The sequence below is a fragment of the Bradyrhizobium guangdongense genome (assembly GCF_004114975.1).
Taxonomy (GTDB): Bacteria; Pseudomonadota; Alphaproteobacteria; order Rhizobiales; family Xanthobacteraceae; genus Bradyrhizobium; species Bradyrhizobium guangdongense.
The window spans coordinates 34,894-51,823 of sequence record NZ_CP030051.1 but is presented as its reverse complement, the minus strand read 5'-3'; the positions used below and the strand labels follow the sequence as shown (position 1 = coordinate 51,823).

17 protein-coding genes are annotated in these 16,930 nt (G+C 64.7%); 2 read left to right on the top strand and 15 right to left on the bottom strand.

Translation table 11 applies throughout. The annotated features are described in order from the left end of the window. Positions 1-6: 6 nt before the first annotated feature. Genes X265_RS00225 through rimP form a run of 3 tightly spaced genes read right to left on the bottom strand, consistent with a single transcriptional unit; the run spans position 7 to position 3,082 of the window. Positions 7-690 (bottom strand): RNA-binding protein, encoded by a 684-nt coding sequence (locus X265_RS00225; RefSeq protein ID WP_128963097.1) that lies wholly within the window; start codon positions 688-690, stop codon positions 7-9. A gap of 23 nt (positions 691-713) precedes the next feature. Continuing rightward, positions 714-2,324 (bottom strand): transcription termination factor NusA, encoded by a 1,611-nt coding sequence (gene nusA, locus X265_RS00220; protein WP_128963096.1) that lies wholly within the window; start codon positions 2,322-2,324, stop codon positions 714-716. Positions 2,325-2,326: 2 nt separating this feature from the next. Further along, positions 2,327-3,082 (bottom strand): ribosome maturation factor RimP, encoded by a 756-nt coding sequence (gene rimP, locus X265_RS00215; protein WP_128963095.1) that lies wholly within the window; start codon positions 3,080-3,082, stop codon positions 2,327-2,329. A 374-nt stretch (positions 3,083-3,456) separates the two neighbouring features. On the opposite strand from rimP, the gene X265_RS00210 reads away from it, so the two are divergent. Continuing rightward, positions 3,457-4,539 carry a DUF2336 domain-containing protein gene (locus X265_RS00210; protein ID WP_128963094.1) on the top strand — a complete coding sequence of 361 codons (1,083 nt, stop codon included), beginning with the start codon at positions 3,457-3,459 and terminating at the stop codon, positions 4,537-4,539. Here the strand turns inward: X265_RS00210 and trmB are convergent. From trmB to tsaB, 12 genes are all read right to left on the bottom strand, one after another. Beyond that, on the bottom strand, positions 4,536-5,246 hold the full coding sequence (trmB, locus tag X265_RS00205) for a tRNA (guanosine(46)-N7)-methyltransferase TrmB (protein ID WP_128963093.1): 711 nt from the start codon (positions 5,244-5,246) through the stop codon (positions 4,536-4,538). The two genes, X265_RS00210 and trmB, sit on opposite strands and share 4 nt — an antisense overlap. Then, complete coding sequence (locus X265_RS00200) at positions 5,243-6,370, bottom strand: M20 family metallopeptidase (RefSeq protein WP_164938347.1); 1,128 nt, start codon at positions 6,368-6,370, stop codon at positions 5,243-5,245. Before X265_RS00200 ends, trmB begins: the two co-directional genes overlap by 4 nt. A gap of 117 nt (positions 6,371-6,487) precedes the next feature. Continuing rightward, the gene (locus tag X265_RS00195; RefSeq protein ID WP_128963091.1) at positions 6,488-6,901 is read right to left on the bottom strand and encodes a helix-turn-helix domain-containing protein; all 414 of its coding nucleotides are present in this window, start codon (positions 6,899-6,901) and stop codon (positions 6,488-6,490) included. Positions 6,902-7,125: 224 nt separating this feature from the next. Next, positions 7,126-8,739 (bottom strand): apolipoprotein N-acyltransferase, encoded by a 1,614-nt coding sequence (lnt, locus tag X265_RS00190; protein ID WP_128963090.1) that lies wholly within the window; start codon positions 8,737-8,739, stop codon positions 7,126-7,128. Then, positions 8,736-9,854: a hemolysin family protein gene (locus X265_RS00185; RefSeq protein WP_128963089.1), complete on the bottom strand. Its 1,119-nt coding sequence runs from the start codon at positions 9,852-9,854 to the stop codon at positions 8,736-8,738. The genes lnt and X265_RS00185 overlap by 4 nt, the downstream gene beginning before the upstream one ends. Beyond that, positions 9,854-10,363 carry an rRNA maturation RNase YbeY gene (gene ybeY, locus X265_RS00180; protein WP_128963088.1) on the bottom strand — a complete coding sequence of 170 codons (510 nt, stop codon included), beginning with the start codon at positions 10,361-10,363 and terminating at the stop codon, positions 9,854-9,856. Before ybeY ends, X265_RS00185 begins: the two co-directional genes overlap by 1 nt. Before the next feature lie 60 nt (positions 10,364-10,423). Next, positions 10,424-11,422: a PhoH family protein gene (locus X265_RS00175; protein WP_128963087.1), complete on the bottom strand. Its 999-nt coding sequence runs from the start codon at positions 11,420-11,422 to the stop codon at positions 10,424-10,426. 64 nt (positions 11,423-11,486) lie between these two features. Continuing rightward, positions 11,487-12,884 (bottom strand): tRNA (N6-isopentenyl adenosine(37)-C2)-methylthiotransferase MiaB, encoded by a 1,398-nt coding sequence (gene miaB / locus X265_RS00170; RefSeq protein ID WP_128963086.1) that lies wholly within the window; start codon positions 12,882-12,884, stop codon positions 11,487-11,489. 139 nt (positions 12,885-13,023) lie between these two features. Further along, positions 13,024-13,704 (bottom strand): HAD family hydrolase, encoded by a 681-nt coding sequence (locus X265_RS00165; RefSeq protein ID WP_128963085.1) that lies wholly within the window; start codon positions 13,702-13,704, stop codon positions 13,024-13,026. Positions 13,705-13,709: 5 nt separating this feature from the next. Then, on the bottom strand, positions 13,710-14,165 hold the full coding sequence (locus tag X265_RS00160; protein WP_128963084.1) for a Fur family transcriptional regulator: 456 nt from the start codon (positions 14,163-14,165) through the stop codon (positions 13,710-13,712). A 38-nt stretch (positions 14,166-14,203) separates the two neighbouring features. Then, positions 14,204-14,689 carry a ribosomal protein S18-alanine N-acetyltransferase gene (rimI, locus tag X265_RS00155; protein ID WP_128963083.1) on the bottom strand — a complete coding sequence of 162 codons (486 nt, stop codon included), beginning with the start codon at positions 14,687-14,689 and terminating at the stop codon, positions 14,204-14,206. Continuing rightward, positions 14,686-15,378 (bottom strand): tRNA (adenosine(37)-N6)-threonylcarbamoyltransferase complex dimerization subunit type 1 TsaB, encoded by a 693-nt coding sequence (gene tsaB / locus X265_RS00150; protein WP_128963082.1) that lies wholly within the window; start codon positions 15,376-15,378, stop codon positions 14,686-14,688. The genes rimI and tsaB overlap by 4 nt, the downstream gene beginning before the upstream one ends. Positions 15,379-15,778: 400 nt before the next feature. Between tsaB and X265_RS00145 the strand changes: the two genes are divergently transcribed. Beyond that, entirely contained in the window at positions 15,779-16,750 is a 972-nt protein-coding gene (locus X265_RS00145) for an IS110 family RNA-guided transposase (protein WP_128963081.1), read from the top strand. The last annotated feature ends 180 nt before the right edge of the window (positions 16,751-16,930 follow it).

Sequence of the window (16,930 nt, the reverse complement as noted above, 5' to 3'; positions counted from 1 at the left end):
TTGTCTTCAGAAATCCTGGCCGTGCTTTTCGGCAGTCTTGTCATCGTCCGCCAGCCGGTATCGGACCAGCATCTGGCTACGTGACAGGAATGTCTTGCTCGCCGGGCCCGCGAGCAGGGCAGCATGTATCACATTTGACCGGGTGAGTGCCAAATCCAATTCTGCAGATTTCAATGCGGTGACGACGGGAATCGGCGGCTGAACACCGCGATTTCCGTCATTTTGCCGCGCCAGCGTGTCCAATTTACGGATTCCGTCCGCGGCCCCGTCGCTGGCGTGGATCAGGGCCTCGACCGTGCCTTCCCGCAGGGCGCTTTCGACCTTGCCGAACCCGGCGACGACCTGCCGCGCCTTGGCGGCGATCCCAAGGGCTTCGATCACGCTCCGGACCAGGAGCGCCTCGATGTCGGCGGGAAGCGTCTTGGAAATGCGCAGGTCGCGCTTGAAGGCTTTGGTAAATTGGTGACGGCGAACGGCTTCCGCAACCACCTGTCGCGACGCCGTGACCCACATGCCCCGTCCAGGCAGCTTGCGCTTGAGGTCGGGAACTATGTCGCCCGCGGGCGATACGACGAAGCGGATCAGCTCGTCGATCGGCCGGACCTCCCGGCTGACCGCGCACATGCGCATGGTCGCGGACCTTTCGGCCCGCGGTCCATGGTCAAGTTCGCTGTCAGCGCTGGCAAGCATCCGGGCGACATCCTCCGGCGCCCTTAAGCCGGCTGATCTTCGGCCGCGTCAGCCTCTTCGGCTGGCTTGGCGAGGTCCGCCTCGGTGATCCAGCCGGCCTTGACGCGGGCCTGCATGATCATGGCTTCCGCATCGTCGCGGGAGATGCCGAGACCATCGAGCGCGCCGGCGAACTTGGTCTGTTCGCCGCCTTCCTTGCGCTCGGTCCAGCCGACCAGATCGTCGGTGGCGCAGCCGGCCAGGTCCTCGACCGTCTTGATGTCGTTCTCGCCGAACTTCACCAGCATCTTCGAGGTCACACCCGGGACGTCCTTCACGGCGTCCTCGACGCCCAGTTCCTTGCGCCTGGCTTCAATCTCGGCTTCCTGCTGGTCGAGGTATTCACGGGCGCGGCTCTGCAGCTCCTGCGCGGTCTCCTCGTCGAAACCCTCGATGCCGGCGAGTTCCTTGAGGTCCACCATCGCCAGTTCCTCGACCGAGGTGAAGCCTTCGGACGCGAGCAGCTGGCCGACCACCTCGTCGACGTTGAGCGATTCCATGAAGACGCGGGTGGAGTTCTCGAAGTCGGCCTGGCGGCGCTCCGATTCCTCCTGCTCGGTCAGGATGTCGATGTCCCATCCGGTGAGCTGCGAGGCCAGGCGGACGTTCTGGCCGCGACGACCAATCGCCAGCGAGAGCTGGTTGTTGGTGTCGGGGACCACGACCTCGATGCGCTCGCGGTCCTCGTCGATGACGACCTTGGAGACTTCAGCGGGCGCCAGCGCATTGACCACGAAGGTCGCGATATCGGGCGACCAGGGGATGATGTCGATCTTCTCGCCCTGCAACTCGTTCACCACCGCCTGCACGCGCGAGCCGCGCATACCGACGCAGGCGCCGACCGGATCGACCGAGGAGTCGCGGGAGATCACGCCGATTTTCGCGCGCGAGCCCGGATCGCGGGCCACTGCCTTGATCTCGACGATGCCGTCGTAGATTTCAGGCACTTCCTGCGCGAACAGCTTCGCCATGAATTGCGGATGAGTGCGCGAGAGGAAGATCTGCGGACCGCGCGTCTCGCGGCGGACGTCGAAGATGTAGGCGCGGACGCGGTCGCCGTTGCGGAACACTTCGCGCGGCAGCATCTCGTCGCGGCGGATGATGGCTTCACCACGGCCGAGATCGACGATCACGCTGCCATATTCGACGCGCTTGACGACGCCGTTGACGATGTCGCCGATGCGGTCCTTGAATTCCTGATATTGCCGGTCGCGCTCGGCCTCGCGCACCTTCTGCACGATCACCTGCTTGGCCGACTGCGCGGCGATGCGGCCGTATTCCAGCGGCGGCAGCGTGTCGGCAATGGTGTCGCCGACCTGGGCGCCGGGATTGGCGCGCTGCGCATCGACCAGCGAGATCTGGTTGGAGTGGTTTTCGACTTTGTCGACCACCAGCATGTGACGCGACAGCCGCAGCTCGCCCTTCTTCGGGTCGATCTCGGCGTGAACGTCAGTCTCGCTGCCGTAACGGGCCCGCGCCGCCTTGGCGATGGCATCCTCCATCGCCGCGATGACGATGCCGCGGTCGATCGATTTTTCGCGGGCGACGGCGTCGGCGATCTGGAGCAATTCAAGTCTGTTGGCGCTGACTGCCATGGCTAGTCTCCTTCGTCAGGCTCGATCTCGCCGCGCCGCGCGCGTTCGGCGGCAAGACGATGTTTCTTGGTATTGGTCGGGGCCGGTTTCTTTTTCGGCTTGGTGTTCTTGGTGGTTTTTTCGCTGATCTTGGCGTGCGGCGCCTGGGGCGGCGCGAGACCGAGATCCCGGCGCATCTGGCGCTCCTCGGCCTTGCCGCGGCGCATGGATTCAGCGATCAGCTCATCGGTCAGCACCAGCCGCGCTTCGCCGATGTCTTCCATCGTCAGGAGAACGTCCGGATTGTCGCCCGCTTTGACGTCGTCGCGACGCAGATGCACGCGGCCGCCTTCCACAGCGCCGAGCGTACCGCGGAACCGCTTGCGCCCTTCATGGGCGACAGCCATCTCGATCTTCACCAGATGGCCGGAATAGCGCTCGAAATCAGAGCGGCGCACCAGCGGACGGTCGATCCCCGGCGAGGAGATTTCCAGCCGGTAGGCGCGATCGATGGGGTCGGCGACGTCGAGCACGGGCGAGAGCGCCCGCGAGATCGCCTCGCAATCCTCGAGCTGCATCGAACCGTCGGGCCGCTCGGCCATGATCTGCACGGTGCAGCCGGCCTCGCCGGAGATGCGGATCCGCACCAGGCGGTAGCCCATGCCTTCCAGCACCGGCCCCGCGACCGCGGACACCCGTGCCGCCACGCCCGGCTCGACCACGAGCCTCGGCTCGGCCAGCAATTCGGCATCGGTGGAACCAGAGGTCGGTTCGGTCATATCAGGGGTCAAGGCGCTCGATAGTGTCGATGGTTAAGGCTTGGTTTAAACTTCAGAGCCTGCTTCGGAACCAGGCCGCATCTTCCGCCAAGCCGCGTTCAGGTAATAAAAAAGAGCGGGTCCTTTCGGGCCCACTCTCACTACGCGGATCGTATGAGAAGATGAATTGGCGCTGATATAGCCCTTTCCGCCTGTCCGGACAAGGCCTCTTGCGGGCCGATGCGGGCTTTTTGAGCCCAGGCGACCCGCCCCGGGAGCGCCGACAGGCGCCCAAGGGAGCAACGCTTCCTTCACGAAGCAAGCCTAAATTTCGAGCTTGTGGGGCGGCTTGAGCTATGGCGCGCCCACGGCGTGCCAGATTCGAGTTGCGTTTCATGACCGTTGCCACGTCGCTCATTCCCGGACTGGACGATATCGTCAAACGCGGCGATCCCCGGCGCCGTGGCGAGATCGCGAGCGCCATTGCCGCGCTGTTTTTCCAGGACCCCTCAAAACTCCGTCCCGAGCTCGTCGATCTCTTCGACGATCTCCTGATCGATCTCGTTCCGCATGCGGAGCTTGCCGCGCGGGTCGATCTCGCCGAGCGCTTCTCGCGGGTGGACAATGCGCCGCGTCATCTGGTCGGCCAGCTCGCCCGTGAAAACGAGATCACGGTGGCAGGTCCGGTGCTGCGCCGCTCGCCCGTGCTCGATGAAGCCGCACTGGTCGAGATCGCCCGGCTGAAGGGGCAGGGCCATCTGCTGGCGATGACGGAGCGGCCGACGCTGTCGACGCAAATCACCGACGTGCTGGTCGAGCGCGGCGATCGCGACGTGGTCCGCCGCGCGGCCGGCAATGCCGGTGCGCATTTCTCGCCGGGGGGCTATTCGGAGCTGATCAAGCGCGCCAGCCAGGATGGCGTGCTGACGCTCAAGATCGGCCAGCGCGAGGATCTCTCGGGCGAGAACCTCAAGGAGCTTCTGAACGGCACGCTCGACGTCATCAGGCGTCGTCTCTCCAGCGTGGTCAATCCGACCCGCCAAGTCGAGATCAAGCGCGCCATGGCCGCGATCGAGGAGGCTGCGTTGCCGCCCGGGCCGCGGCGCGATTTCTCGGCCGCACAGCGCACGGTGCTCGGCCTGCATCGTGACGGCCATCTCGGTGAGAGTGCGCTGCTCGGCTTCGCCAAAGCGCACAAATACGAGGAGTCGGTCGCCACGCTGTCGGCGATGTCCGGCGTCAGGCTTTCGATCCTCGATCGCCTGATCGCGGGCGATCGCTACGACCCGATCCTCGTCCTCGGCCGGGTCCTGAATCTCGGCTGGCCCACTGTGCGCGCGCTGATCCTGATGTGGTACGGACCGCATCGCACGCCGGCCGATGCCGATCTCGAAGCGGCGCGAATGAATTTCACCCGCCTGATGCCGACCACCGCCGAGCGCGTGGTGAATTTCTGGCGCAACCGGCGGACGATCTAGCGCCGCCTGAAGCGCAGATAGGCCGCTTTGCGGCCCTCGCGCGCGGCCTTTCGTCCATAGCGCGTCATGGTGTAGCCGGCCCAAGGCTTTCGGAAATCATCTGCGCGTTCCGCGAGCCATTGAAAGTCCGGCGCGCGCGCAAGATGCGATAGCGTCCAGGCGCAGTAGTCGTCGATATCGCAGACGAAACGGAACTCACCGCCCGCCTTCAGCACGCGCGCCATCGCGGCGATCGTGCGATCCTGAACGAAGCGGCGCTTCCAGTGTCGTCGTTTCGGCCATGGATCCGGATGGATCAGATCAATCCGCGACAGCGAGGCATCAGGTAACCAGGCGAGCAGCTCGGCCGCATCGCCGGCGAACAGGCGGATGTTGCCGATGTTGGCGGCCTCGATCTGCGCCAGGATCTTGGCCATGCCGTTGACGTAGGGCTCGCAGCCGATGAAGCCGGTCGTCGGAAAGTTCTGCGCTTCCGCCGCGAGATGCTCGCCGCCGCCGAAGCCGATCTCGAGCCGCAGATCTTCGGCGGCGGGATCGAAGATCTCGGCGGCATTCGCCGGCCGCGGCACAGTGATGTCGAGCGACAGATGCGGCAGCAGATGATTGATCAGTTCGGCCTGATGCTGCCTGAGCTTGTGGCCCTTGCGCCGCCCGAAGAAGGCGCGCTCGCCCTCGCTGCGGTCGGGATCTGATTTGCGTTCGCTCATCGCAGCGTCTGGTACAGGCGGTAGAGCAGCCGCGCGCGCGGCTCGAGCGAGGAGACATAGAGCTGCTCATAATGAGTGTGCGCGCCCTTGCCGTCGACGCCGAGCCCGTCGAGCGTGCCGGTGTGCGGCGCCGTGAAATTGCCGTCCGAGCCGCCGCCGGTGTGGGTGTCGATCAGCTCGAAGCCGAGTTCGGCGGCGAGCGTCTTGGCATGCTCGTACAGGGAGGCGCCGGCATTGCCCTTCTCGTAGGGCGGACGATTGAGCTCGCCGGTGACGGTCACGGTCACGCCGTCAGTCTTCGATGTCAGGCCGAGGATCTTGCCGACGAACTCTTCCGCATCTTCGAAACCAGGCACGCGCAGATCGACTTCGGCATAGGCCTCTTCCGGCGTGACGTTGGGGCGCGTGCCGCCACGCACCACGCCGACATTGACGGTGACGCCGCGCTTCAGGTCGTTCATTGCTTCCAGCGCCTGGATGACGTTGGCGAGTTCGCGGATGGCGCTGCGGCCGTCTTCGGGGCGCGAGCCGGCATGCGCGGGCACGCCTTTGATGAAGACCTCGAATCGTCCGACGCCCTTGCGTCCGGTGACGATCTTGCCGCCGTCGCGCGCCGGCTCCGTCACCAGCACGTACTTGGCCTTGCGCCCCTCGTTCTCAATCAGCGCACGCGAAGTCGGGCTGCCGATCTCCTCGTCGGAGGTGAACAGGTGGGTGATGCCGAGCGGCGGGCGATCGGATGCGGCGCAGAGTTCGCGAAACGCGTGATAGGCGATGTAGGCGCCGCCCTTCATGTCGTAGATGCCGGGACCGAATGCGCTGTCGCCCTCGACCTTGAACGGCAGGCGCGCGATGAAGCCGAGGGGGTGAACGGTATCGAGATGACTGAGCACCAGAATACCGGGCCGGTCCTGCCCCCAGGTCGATCGCACCACGAGATGATCGCCACAGCCGTCGACGCCGGCAACGCGTTCGAGCGTCACGGGCAGATCGCGATAATGGTCGGCAACCATCGAGGTCAGCTTGTTGACCTGTTCGGGCACTTCCGTCGGCGTCTCGATCTCCACCCAGCGGCGGATACCAGCGAGGATAGTTTGGGAATCGAACGAATTGGATTTCGTCATGGACGTATCTGTGCCTTCGAATCGCATCACTTCAGCGGAGACAGCGTAAAGCGCAGTCCGCAAATGACGACATAGGCCAGATTTGGCGCAGTCTCAAATCGGAATGAATAGCGCGCGTCAGCGCTTGTCCGGGCCTTCGCGTGCGGCGATCTGCTCGACGAGATCGACGATCGAGCGACGCAGCTTCGAATCGGTGATTCGCGTGAACGCCTTGGTCAGTGCGAGCCCTTCCGACGTCGCGAGGAAGTCGGACACGTAAGAGGGCGATGCACCTTCAGCGAAGCCGTCGGGGCCGGGCACGCCGCTCGGTCCGCCCTCGAACAGGAACGACACCGGCACCTGAAGAATCTCGGCAATCTGCTGGATTCGGCTCGCGCCGACCCGGTTCGTGCCCTTCTCGTACTTCTGAATCTGCTGGAATGTCAGGCCCAAAGCTTCACCGAGCTTTTCCTGACTCATGCCCAACATGATGCGGCGCATGCGCACGCGACTGCCGACATATTTGTCAACAGGGTTGGGCGCTTTCGACATTTCCTCAGCCCTCCAAACATCACCGTCGGCGCAATCGAAAGAATTGCCTCAGGTGCCAGCGACGCCAAACTTCACTCTGATTGGGGAAACATTGCGGAGAAATTTAGCAATGCACCCCTGTCTTGCGCAGCCGGTGCAGAATGGGGAGGCCGCATGCAGTCTGTCAACCGTGGGACTACGGTTGTCAAAAGTTTCCGCCGTCTTGCCGGAAAGCGTTAGCGCGATCAGGGGTGCCGTTTGGCAACACGACGGCGCACCGCCAAAATCACGGCCAGCGCAACGAGCATGGCCGCGGGGATGTCACCGACCTTCGCATAGATCGTGGGCGGAATTGCGGTGGGCAGGCCTGCGTCCAAGATGCCTTCGATCCCGAGGCCGAGGCTGGCCACCGTGCGCCCCATGGGATCGATCACCGCCGAGATACCGGTATTGGCAGAGCGGACCAGCGGCAGTCCCAGCTCGACGGCACGCATCCGCGCCTGCTCCAGATGCTGATAGGGACCGGTCGAGATACCGAACCATCCGTCATTGGTGAGGTTCACCATCCAACCCGGGCGCTCGTCACGCGTCCCAACCTCGCCGGGAAAAATCGCCTCGTAGCAGATCGATGGCGACGCGGGCGGGGCACCTGGCACCGGCAGCACGTGCCGCACCGTCCCGGCGATGAAGCCGCCGCGCATCCGCGTCAGCTGCTCGAAGCCGAGCTTCTCCATGATGCTCTGGTACGGAAGATATTCGCCGAACGGAACCAAATGCAGCTTGTCGTAAACGGCGAGCACACTGCCGTCGTGGTCGATCACGTAGATCGAATTGTAGGCCCGCGTGATCGGTGTGCCCGGTGGCAGATCGGGCGCGCGCACCGAGCCGGTAATCAGCACCGTGCCTTTAGGCAGCAGCTCGGCGATTTGCGCCATGGCATCGGCTTCGCGGGTCAGGAAGAACGGAAAAGCAGATTCCGGCCAGATCAGGATGGTGGCAGCGCTCACGCCAGTCGCTTGGGGGCCGGACGCACGGTCCGACAGCGCCAGATATTTCCTCATCACCTCCGCCTTGGCGGAGTAGTTGAATTTAAGGTCCTGCTGGAGGTTGGGCTGCATCAGGCGCAGCTTGGCACCTGCAACCATCGTGGTCGGATGCAGCGACATGCGGATGGCGCCGAAGATTCCCATGACGACCAGCAGCGCAATCGCCGCGGCCGGCACGCGCCATGCCGGGCTGCGATCGCGCGTGCGGTCGATCAGCACCGCGGGGCTCGCGAAGATCGCAACGGTGAGGAACGTCATGCCCCATTGGCCGATCAGCGAAGCCGTCTGCGCCAGCGCCAACGGCTCCGACAGCGCATAGCCGAAGGCATTCCAGGGAAAGCCGGTGAGCACGTGGCCGCGCAACCATTCACCGACCGTGAGGCTCGCGGCGAGCGCGAGAATACGGGTGGCATCCTTGGTCCAGAGCAGTCGCGCCAGCGCAAAACCGATCGCCGTGAAAATCGAAAGGTAGGCCGGCAGCCCCAGCACGGCGAACGGCGTGAGCCAGGCGAACACGTCGGCGTCGACGAAGAAGGCGTAGCCGATCCAGTAGAGGCCGGGGACGAAATAGCCGAGTCCGAACCAATAGCCTGTCAGCGCTGCGGCAGGGACGCCGCCATATCGTCCGGCACCGGCGCCGTCGATCAGCCAGACCATCACCGGGAAGGTGATGAACAGCACCGGAAAGATGTTGAATGGTGCCAGCGCCAGCACCGATAGCGCGCCGCACGCCATCGCCAGCAGCGCGCGTTTCCATCCCCAGGTAAGGACGACGGCAAGCGCAATCTGCCTGAACCGCTGGAAGGCGCTCACTGCGGGCCGGTCCCGTCGGCTGGCGGCGGGGCTGGCGTGTCGCCGGCCTGCGGCTGACCGCTGTCGGGCGCCGCCTCGCGGCGGCTTCGCTCGCGCTGGGTGCGGGGCGCGGGGCGTTCCTTCCGGGTCGAGATGCGCAGCCGCTTGACGCGGCGTGGATCGGCATCGAGCACCTCGATCTCGTAAGTGCCGGGGCCCGAGATCACCTCGCCGCGCACCGGCAGGCGGCCGACGAAGCTGACGAGATAACCGCCCAGCGTCTCCACCTCCTCGCCGGCCTCGCCGATGACGAAGTCTTGGCCGATCACGGTGCGGACGTCGTCGAGACTGGCGCGGGCGTCCGCAATGAAGGCATTGTCGGGCAGCCGCACGATCGAGGGCGGCTCGTCGCTGTCATGCTCGTCGTCGATCTCGCCAACGATCTGCTCGACGATGTCCTCGAGGGAAACGAGGCCATCGCTGCCGCCATATTCGTCGACGACCAGCGCGAGATGAATGCGTGTGGCCTGCATTTGCGCCAGCAGGTCGATCGCGCGCATCGACGGCGGCACATAGAGCAGCTTGCGGATGATGCGCGCGTCCTGCAGCGGCAGCGCGAGGTCCACCGCTTTCAGGTCCAGCCCGGCCGGCAGCGGCTTCTTGCGCTTGGTCTTGGTGGCCTCCGAGACGCGCGCCCGCACGGTCATGAAGGCGAGCAAATCGCGGATGTGGACAATGCCGACGGGATCGTCGAGCGTCTCGTTGTAGACGACGAGGCGCGAATGGCCCGCGCTCTCGAAGCGGTCCATCAATTCGCCGAGCGGAATGTCGCGCTTCACCGCGACGATGTCGGCGCGATGCACCATGACGTCGGCGATCCGGCGCTCGTGCAGGCCGAGGATATTGCGCAGCATGGTGCGCTCGACCGCGGAGAAGCCGGTGTCGCCGGGCGCCGTCGCATCGAGCACGACCTGGAGATCGTCGCGTACCGATCCCGCCTTCCAGCCGAACAGCGTGCGGATCGCGCGCAGCAGCCAACCTTCCGCGGTCGGGCGCATGACCTCGCCAGGCGTCACGACGGCCGGCAGATTCGTCGTGTTGCGCGGATTGTCGTGAACAGGATCTGAATCCGGCATCAGTGCGACCCCGCGCGGTCTGCATAGGGATCGGGGATGCCGAGGTGGGCCAGGATCTCGGTTTCGAGCGCTTCCATTTCTTCCGCGTCGTCGTCGTTCTCGTGATCGTAACCGATCAGGTGAAGGAAACCGTGCACCGCGAGATGACTCAAATGATGTTCGAACGGCTTGTGTTCCTCGTCCGCCTCGCGCCGCATCGTCTCGAAGGCGATCGCGATGTCGCCGAGCATGCGCGGCGCATCGCCCGGCTTCCATTCGCCCTCCGGCTGAAGCGCCGGAAACGACAGCACATTGGTCGGCTTGTCCATGCCGCGCCAGTTGCTGTTGAGCGTGCGGATGCCGGCATCGTCGGTCAGCATCACCGCCACTTCCGCATCCGCGACGTCTTCGTCGACGGATTCGGCGGCGGCGGCGACGGCGCGCTGGATCACGGCTTCGGCGTCAGGCTCGCTTTGCCAGCAGTCGGCGACGACGAGGACCTCGGTGATGGGAAGGTTGGGATGCGACATGGCTTTGTTCGGAACGATTGGGCGCCGTGTTCGCGCCCGGACGGTCCCGCTGTTATCTCGTCAGGATTTGTTACCGGCCGGCGGCCGCTGCGGCGACCCTTCATAGGCGGCGACGATTCGTGCCACGAGCTCGTGGCGGATCACGTCCTCGGCCTTGAAATGAACTTGCGCGATGCCTTCGACGCCATTGAGCAGCCGGGTCGCTTCGGCGAGACCCGAGGTCTGGCCGTTCGGCAGGTCGATCTGCGAGGGGTCGCCAGTGACGATCATGCGGCTGTTCTCGCCGAGACGGGTCAAGAACATCTTCATCTGCATCGATGTGGTGTTCTGCGCTTCGTCGAGGATGATCGCGGCATTGGTCAGCGTGCGGCCGCGCATGAAGGCGAGCGGCGCGATCTCGATCTCGCCGGTCTGCAGCGCGCGCTCGACGATGCGCGCATCCATGAGATCGTAGAGGGCATCATAGATCGGGCGAAGATAGGGATCGACCTTCTCGCGGAGGTCGCCGGGCAGGAAGCCGAGCCGCTCGCCGGCTTCCACCGCCGGACGCGACAGGATGATCCTGTCGACCTCCTTGCGCTCGAACAACTGCGCGGCATGCGCAACCGCGAGCCAGGTCTTGCCGGTGCCGGCGGGGCCGATGCCGAACACCAGCTCGTGGCGCTTCAACGCGCGGATGTAGGAGTCTTGCGCCGCCGTGCGCGCGCGCACCGGGCGCTTGCGCAAATTGATGCTGTCGAAGCTCGACTTCGCCGACTTGGCATCGAACTCGAACAGCGAGCCTTGTGCGATCACGGCGCGGATCGCGCCTTCGACCTCGCCCTGGTCGACATCCTGCCCCTTCACCGCGTGGGCGTAGAGGGTTTCCAGTACGCGGCGCGCCGCGTCGCAGCCGTCGCGGGTGCCGCCGATGGTGATGTGGTTACCCTTGGAGTCGACGACGACGCCGAGCCTGCGCTCGATCTGCGCCAGATTCTGGCCATAGGGCCCGACCAGCGCGGACGCGGCGCGGTTATCGTCGAAATCGATGACGACCTGGGTCTCGGGCGGAACTTGCATGTCGCGGTCAAACTTGCGGCTGGGAGCGATAGAAGACGAATCCGATGCGCTTTTTGGCAAGGGTTCAGGCTCCAGTGGCGATGGATGATAAAGCGGGCTCGCGCGCATTGCGTGGCGTGGCAAGCTCGCCGAGGAAACTGTAGCGCTCGAGGCTGTCGATCCTGACCGGCAGGATTTGTCCGATGATGTCGGGCGAGGCCATCACATGCGCGGGCTGGAGGAAGGCGGTGCGGCCGACGATCTGGCCCTCCTTGCGCGCCGGACGTTCGAACAGCACGTCGACCGTTGAGCCAATCGCAGCCTTGTTGAAGGCCGATTGCTGGCTGTCGATCAGTTCCTGGAGCCGCTCCAATCGCTGGTCCATCTCGGCGGGGGACACCGTCTCCTGCATATCCGCAGCCGGCGTTCCCGGCCGGGCGGAGTATTTGAACGAATAGGCCGCAGCGTAGCCGATTTGCGTGACAAGTGCGAGGGTGGCGACAAAATCTTGCTCGCTCTCGCCTGGGAAGCCGACGATAAAATCTGATGAAAAAGCAATGTCTTGGCGCGCCGTACGGAAACGATCGATGACCTCGCGATAATCATCGGCGGTATGTTTCCGGTTCATGGCGGCCAGAATCCGGTCGGAGCCGGACTGCACCGGCAGGTGCACGAACGGCATCAAGGCATCGAGGTCGCGATGGGCCTCAATCAGGCTGTCATCGACGTCGCGGGGGTGGCTGGTCGAATAGCGCAGCCGCGCGATGCCGGGAATTTTGGCCAGATGCTCCAGCAATCGGCCAAGACCCCAGCTTTTTCCGTCGGGTCCGTCGCCGTGATAGGCGTTGACGTTCTGGCCGATCAGCGTGAGCTCCCGCACGCCGTTGTCGGCGAGGCGCTTCACGTCGTCGACGATCTTCGCGACGGGCCGCGAGACTTCAGCGCCGCGCGTGTAAGGCACCACGCAAAAAGTGCAGAATTTGTCGCAGCCTTCCTGCACCGTGACGAACGCTGAGATGCCGCGCGCGCGGATCGCGTCGGGCCTGGGCTGGGCGAGGAAGCCGAACTTGTCGGCGGCGGGAAATTCGGTCTCGATCGCGCGGCCTTCGCTGCCGGCGCGCTTCAACAATTGGGGCAGGTGATGATAGCTCTGCGGGCCGACCACGACGTCGACCGCGGGCGCCCGGCGCACGATCTCTTCGCCTTCCGCCTGCGCCACGCAGCCGGCGACCGCGATCTGCATCGTCCGGCCGCCGCGCGCGGCCTCGTCCTTGGCGACGCGCAAGCGGCCGAGCTCGGAATAGACCTTTTCGGAGGCCTTCTCGCGGATATGGCAGGTGTTGAGGATGACGAGGTCGGCGTCCTCGGCGCTCGTGGTCTCCACGAATCCTTCCGGAGCCAGCGTGTCCACCATGCGCTGGGCATCGTAGACGTTCATCTGGCAACCATATGATTTGATGTGCAGCTTGCGCGGCGGCGTCATGGAACCCGAAAATGGCGGTGGAGGACGGCCCTCAGATATAGGCTGAGGGGCTGAAAATCCAGCGAATGGAGGGCCATACGGGATATTGCCGCCACTCGCAGCCCGCTTCAGCCCTGAATTTGGAGATTTTGGACCCGATTCAGCCCGTTAGGGCGTCCGCCGCGACCTGCCGGACCAATTCCGGCAATTGGCGCATGTCCTCGAACGTCAGGTTGGCGCCCGCCGCCCGCAGCCTTTCGGCGTGACCCGGCGGGCAGTGGCTGCCGCCGTAAAAGCCCAGCACGGTCATCCCGGCGGCGTGCGCGCCGGTCACTCCGGGGACGCTATCCTCGATCACGATGCACCGTTCCGGCGCGACCTTCATCTGGTCGGCAGCAAACAGGAACAGATCGGGCGCGGGTTTGCCGCGTGCGACCTGGCTCGCCGAAAAGATGTGCGGAGCGAGCAGGTCGTACAATCCGGCGCAGGTCAGGCCGTGAAGGATCTTGTCGGGTGTACCGCTCGATGCCACGCATTTCGGCAAGTCGATTGCCCCGATCGCGGCGGCGACATGGGTGATCGGTTGCAGATCGCTGGCGTAAAATTGCAGCGTGGCCGCATTCACCTGCTTTTCGAGATCGTCGGGGAGACTGCGACCAATTTCCTGTTCGACCATCCGCCGTGCGTCTTTCTCGGAGACACCGAGGAAACGGACCAACACCTGTTCCGAGGTAATAGGATAACCGTGCCGCGTCAGCACATCCGCATGCGCGCGACAGGAGATCACCTCGCTGTCCACCAGCACCCCGTCGCAATCGAAGATAATGAGATCTATCGGCACGCAACTTAAGACGTCGGTTTGTCGTCATCGAGCGGGACGCAATAGAGCTCGAGCCGGTGATCGACCAGCTTGTAGCCGAGCTTGCGGGCGATCTCCGCCTGCAGCTTTTCGATCTCCTCCGAGGTGAACTCGATCACCTTGCCGTCGCGCAGATTGATGAGGTGATCGTGGTGGCTGTCGCGCATCTGCTCGTAGCGCGCGCGTCCCTCGCGGAAATCGTGGCGTTCGATGATGCCGGCGTCCTCGAACAGTTTGACGGTGCGGTACACGGTTGAGATCGAGATCTTGTCGTCGACCGCGACACAGCGGCGGTACAATTCCTCGACGTCGGGGTGATCGACCGCTTCGGCAAGCACGCGGGCGATGACCCGGCGCTGCTCGGTCATGCGCATTCCGGTTGCGGCGCAACGCGCCTCGATGCCGGTCGCCTTGGATGCGGAAGAAGGTTTAAGTCCAGTCATATCGTGTCCGCCCGACGGGGCGCTTTCTGCGATTGATGTTACGACAAGTCACGTCGCATCAGTAGTGCGTTCAATTGTTCCCCGTCGGCCTGCTTATAATAGCGTTCGCGGCGCCCGACCACCACGAATCCGCATCCCGCATAGAGCCGTCGGGCCGGCTGGTTGTTCTCCTCGACTTCAAGAAATATCGTGCGCACACCGCGGCCGGCGAGATGGCCAAGATGGGTCATCAGCAGCGTGCGGGAGAGGCCGCGGCCGCGATAGGCCGGATCGACCGCAACCGAGAGGATTTCCGCTTCGTCCGCGCCGATCCGCGACACCGCAAAGCCGATGGTCTTGCGGCCCATGCGCAAGCGATGGACCAGCGTGTTGCTCTCGATGAGCATGGTCTCGAATTCGCCTTCACCCCAGCCGTGCGCGAAAGACTGGCCGTGAAGCTGCGCCAGCCGCGCCGCATCGCGCGCGGAGGCCGGCTCGACGGAGGCGGTGCCGCCGCGCCACCATTCCGAAAGCCATCTCATCATGAGCTTGCAGCTTGGACGAGCGGCGGCTGTGCGGCCGGTTTTGCGTCGGGCGCTTTCAGGTAGAACGGCCGCGCCGGATTGGTGTCGGGATTGGCCGCGGCGCCGAGCCAGGCCACCCAGCTGATGTCGGGCGCGGGCTGCGCGTCAACTCCGACCGGTTGCGGCCCATCCTTCGGCCAGCGGTCGGCCAGGATATTTGCGGCATTACCGACCAGATGCGGCGCGCCGAATTGCGAGGTCGCGATGGCTTCGTCGATCGGGGCGATGGCCGGCTGGACCAGCTGGCTGCCGTCGCCGGCGACAATCTGGAAGTAGACATGATCGTGCCGGGCATCGATCGCCGAGATTACCGGCGCTGTTCCGCTCTGGCCGATGATAGCCGCCGCGTAAGCCGACAAGGTGGTCACGCCGACGGCGGGCCGCTTCGCCGCGAGCGCGAGGCCGCGGGCGGCCGATATGCCGACACGCAGGCCGGTGAAGCTTCCTGGACCGAGGGTGACCGCGATGCGATCGAGCGAGGTGAAGGCGAGATTGGCCGATTGCATCACGCGCGCGATCATCGGCATCAGTGCCTCGGCGTGACCGCGCTTCATCAGCAGCTGCTCCCGCGCAAGGAGCTCGCCCGCATCGGTGTCGAGCACGGCGGCCGCGCACGCCTCGAGCGCGGTATCGATGGCAAGGATCAGCATGGAAAAGCGAACGACTGATGGCGAATAGCGAATAGTCTAGCCGATCGGAATGCCATTCGCCATTCGTCGCGCACTCTTCGTAGCCCCCAAATATCGCCGCACTTCGTCGGGTGGGCAAAGCGAAGCTTGCCCACCGTTTCCTTTCCGAATGCATGGTGAGCACGGCGCAAGTGCGCGTTTGCCCACCCTTGTATTAGCGCGCCGGGTTAGGATGGCCACGTTCCGTGAGGAATGGCCCAGCCCGGGTGGCCGCCCGAGCTGGGCCGCCGATCGATCGGATCGATGCCCACCGAAGCCCTGAAGGGCTGCGTTTCGTAGCAAGATCGCGGTCGGCACTTCAGCGGGACCCGCATGGTTGAACGAACTTCAGGTTCGCATTCACAAGGGAGGGTCGAGGAAGATGGCCAAGCATATCATGATCTGTGCCGGGATCGATACCGGCAAAGACAAGCTCGACGTGGCGGTCGACGGCAGCTCGGAGCGATTGCAGGTCGACAATACGGTAGAAGGCCGCCAGGAGCTGGTGGAGTGGCTGAAGGGCCACAAGGTCAAGCGGATAGGGATCGAGGCAAGCGGAGGCTATGAGCGGGCTGTCGTCGCTGAGCTGCGACGCAAGCGGTTCGTCGTCGTCCTGTTTCAGCCCAAGCAGGTCCGTGCCTATGCCACGTTCCATCAGCTGCTGGCCAAGAACGATACGATCGACGCGGCGCTGATCGCGATGTGCACTGCTGCGGTCAAAACGATCCATCCCGCTCCGGATCCGCGTCTGCAGCCCTTTGCCGAGCATCTGACGATGATCGACCAGATCACGGAGGACATCGCAAGACTGAAGAACCGGCTTGAGAGTTGCCGCGACACGCGGATTCAAGGGGTTTGGAAGGCGCAGATCGCGCTCCTGACCAAGTCCAAACGAGCTGAACTCAAAGCGCTGCTGGCGACGATCCGCAAGCACCCTGATCTGGCCGCACGGCTCGATCTGATCTATAGCGTCGCCGGCTGCGGCCTGCCGACCGCGGTTGCCGTCCTGGTCAGGATGCCCGAGGTCGGCAACATCACGCGTGGGCCCGCTGCAGCTCTCGGCGGGCTGGCGCCTTACGACGACGACAGCGGCAATCGCGCCGGCGCCCGTCACATCGAGGGTGGCCGCGAACGCCTGCGCCGGGCGCTCTACACCGCGGCCCTTGCGGCATCCTTCCGCTGGAATCCGCAGCTCAAGGCTCTGTACGCCCGCCTGATCGCCGCCGGCAAAGGCCACAAATGCGCGCTCATCGCCTGCGCCAGAAAGCTGCTCGTCACGATCAACGCCGTCGTCGCCCGCGGAACTCCCTGGGTGGCAGAGCTGCCTCAACTCGCCAAGCGGCCCGCCGCCTGACCCGTTTCTTTGTTCGACTAGGCGACCGTTTCTTCGTCCCGACCTGCCGCAACAAAGACGCCGCGCGCGGCGGCCGTCAAGGCTGGCCGTCGCTCTGCTCCCGCCTTACATCAGCTGCTGCCAAGCCACGCCTTGATGGGCGCAAGCGCGGCGTCACCATCAAGGCCATCGGGGGCGACT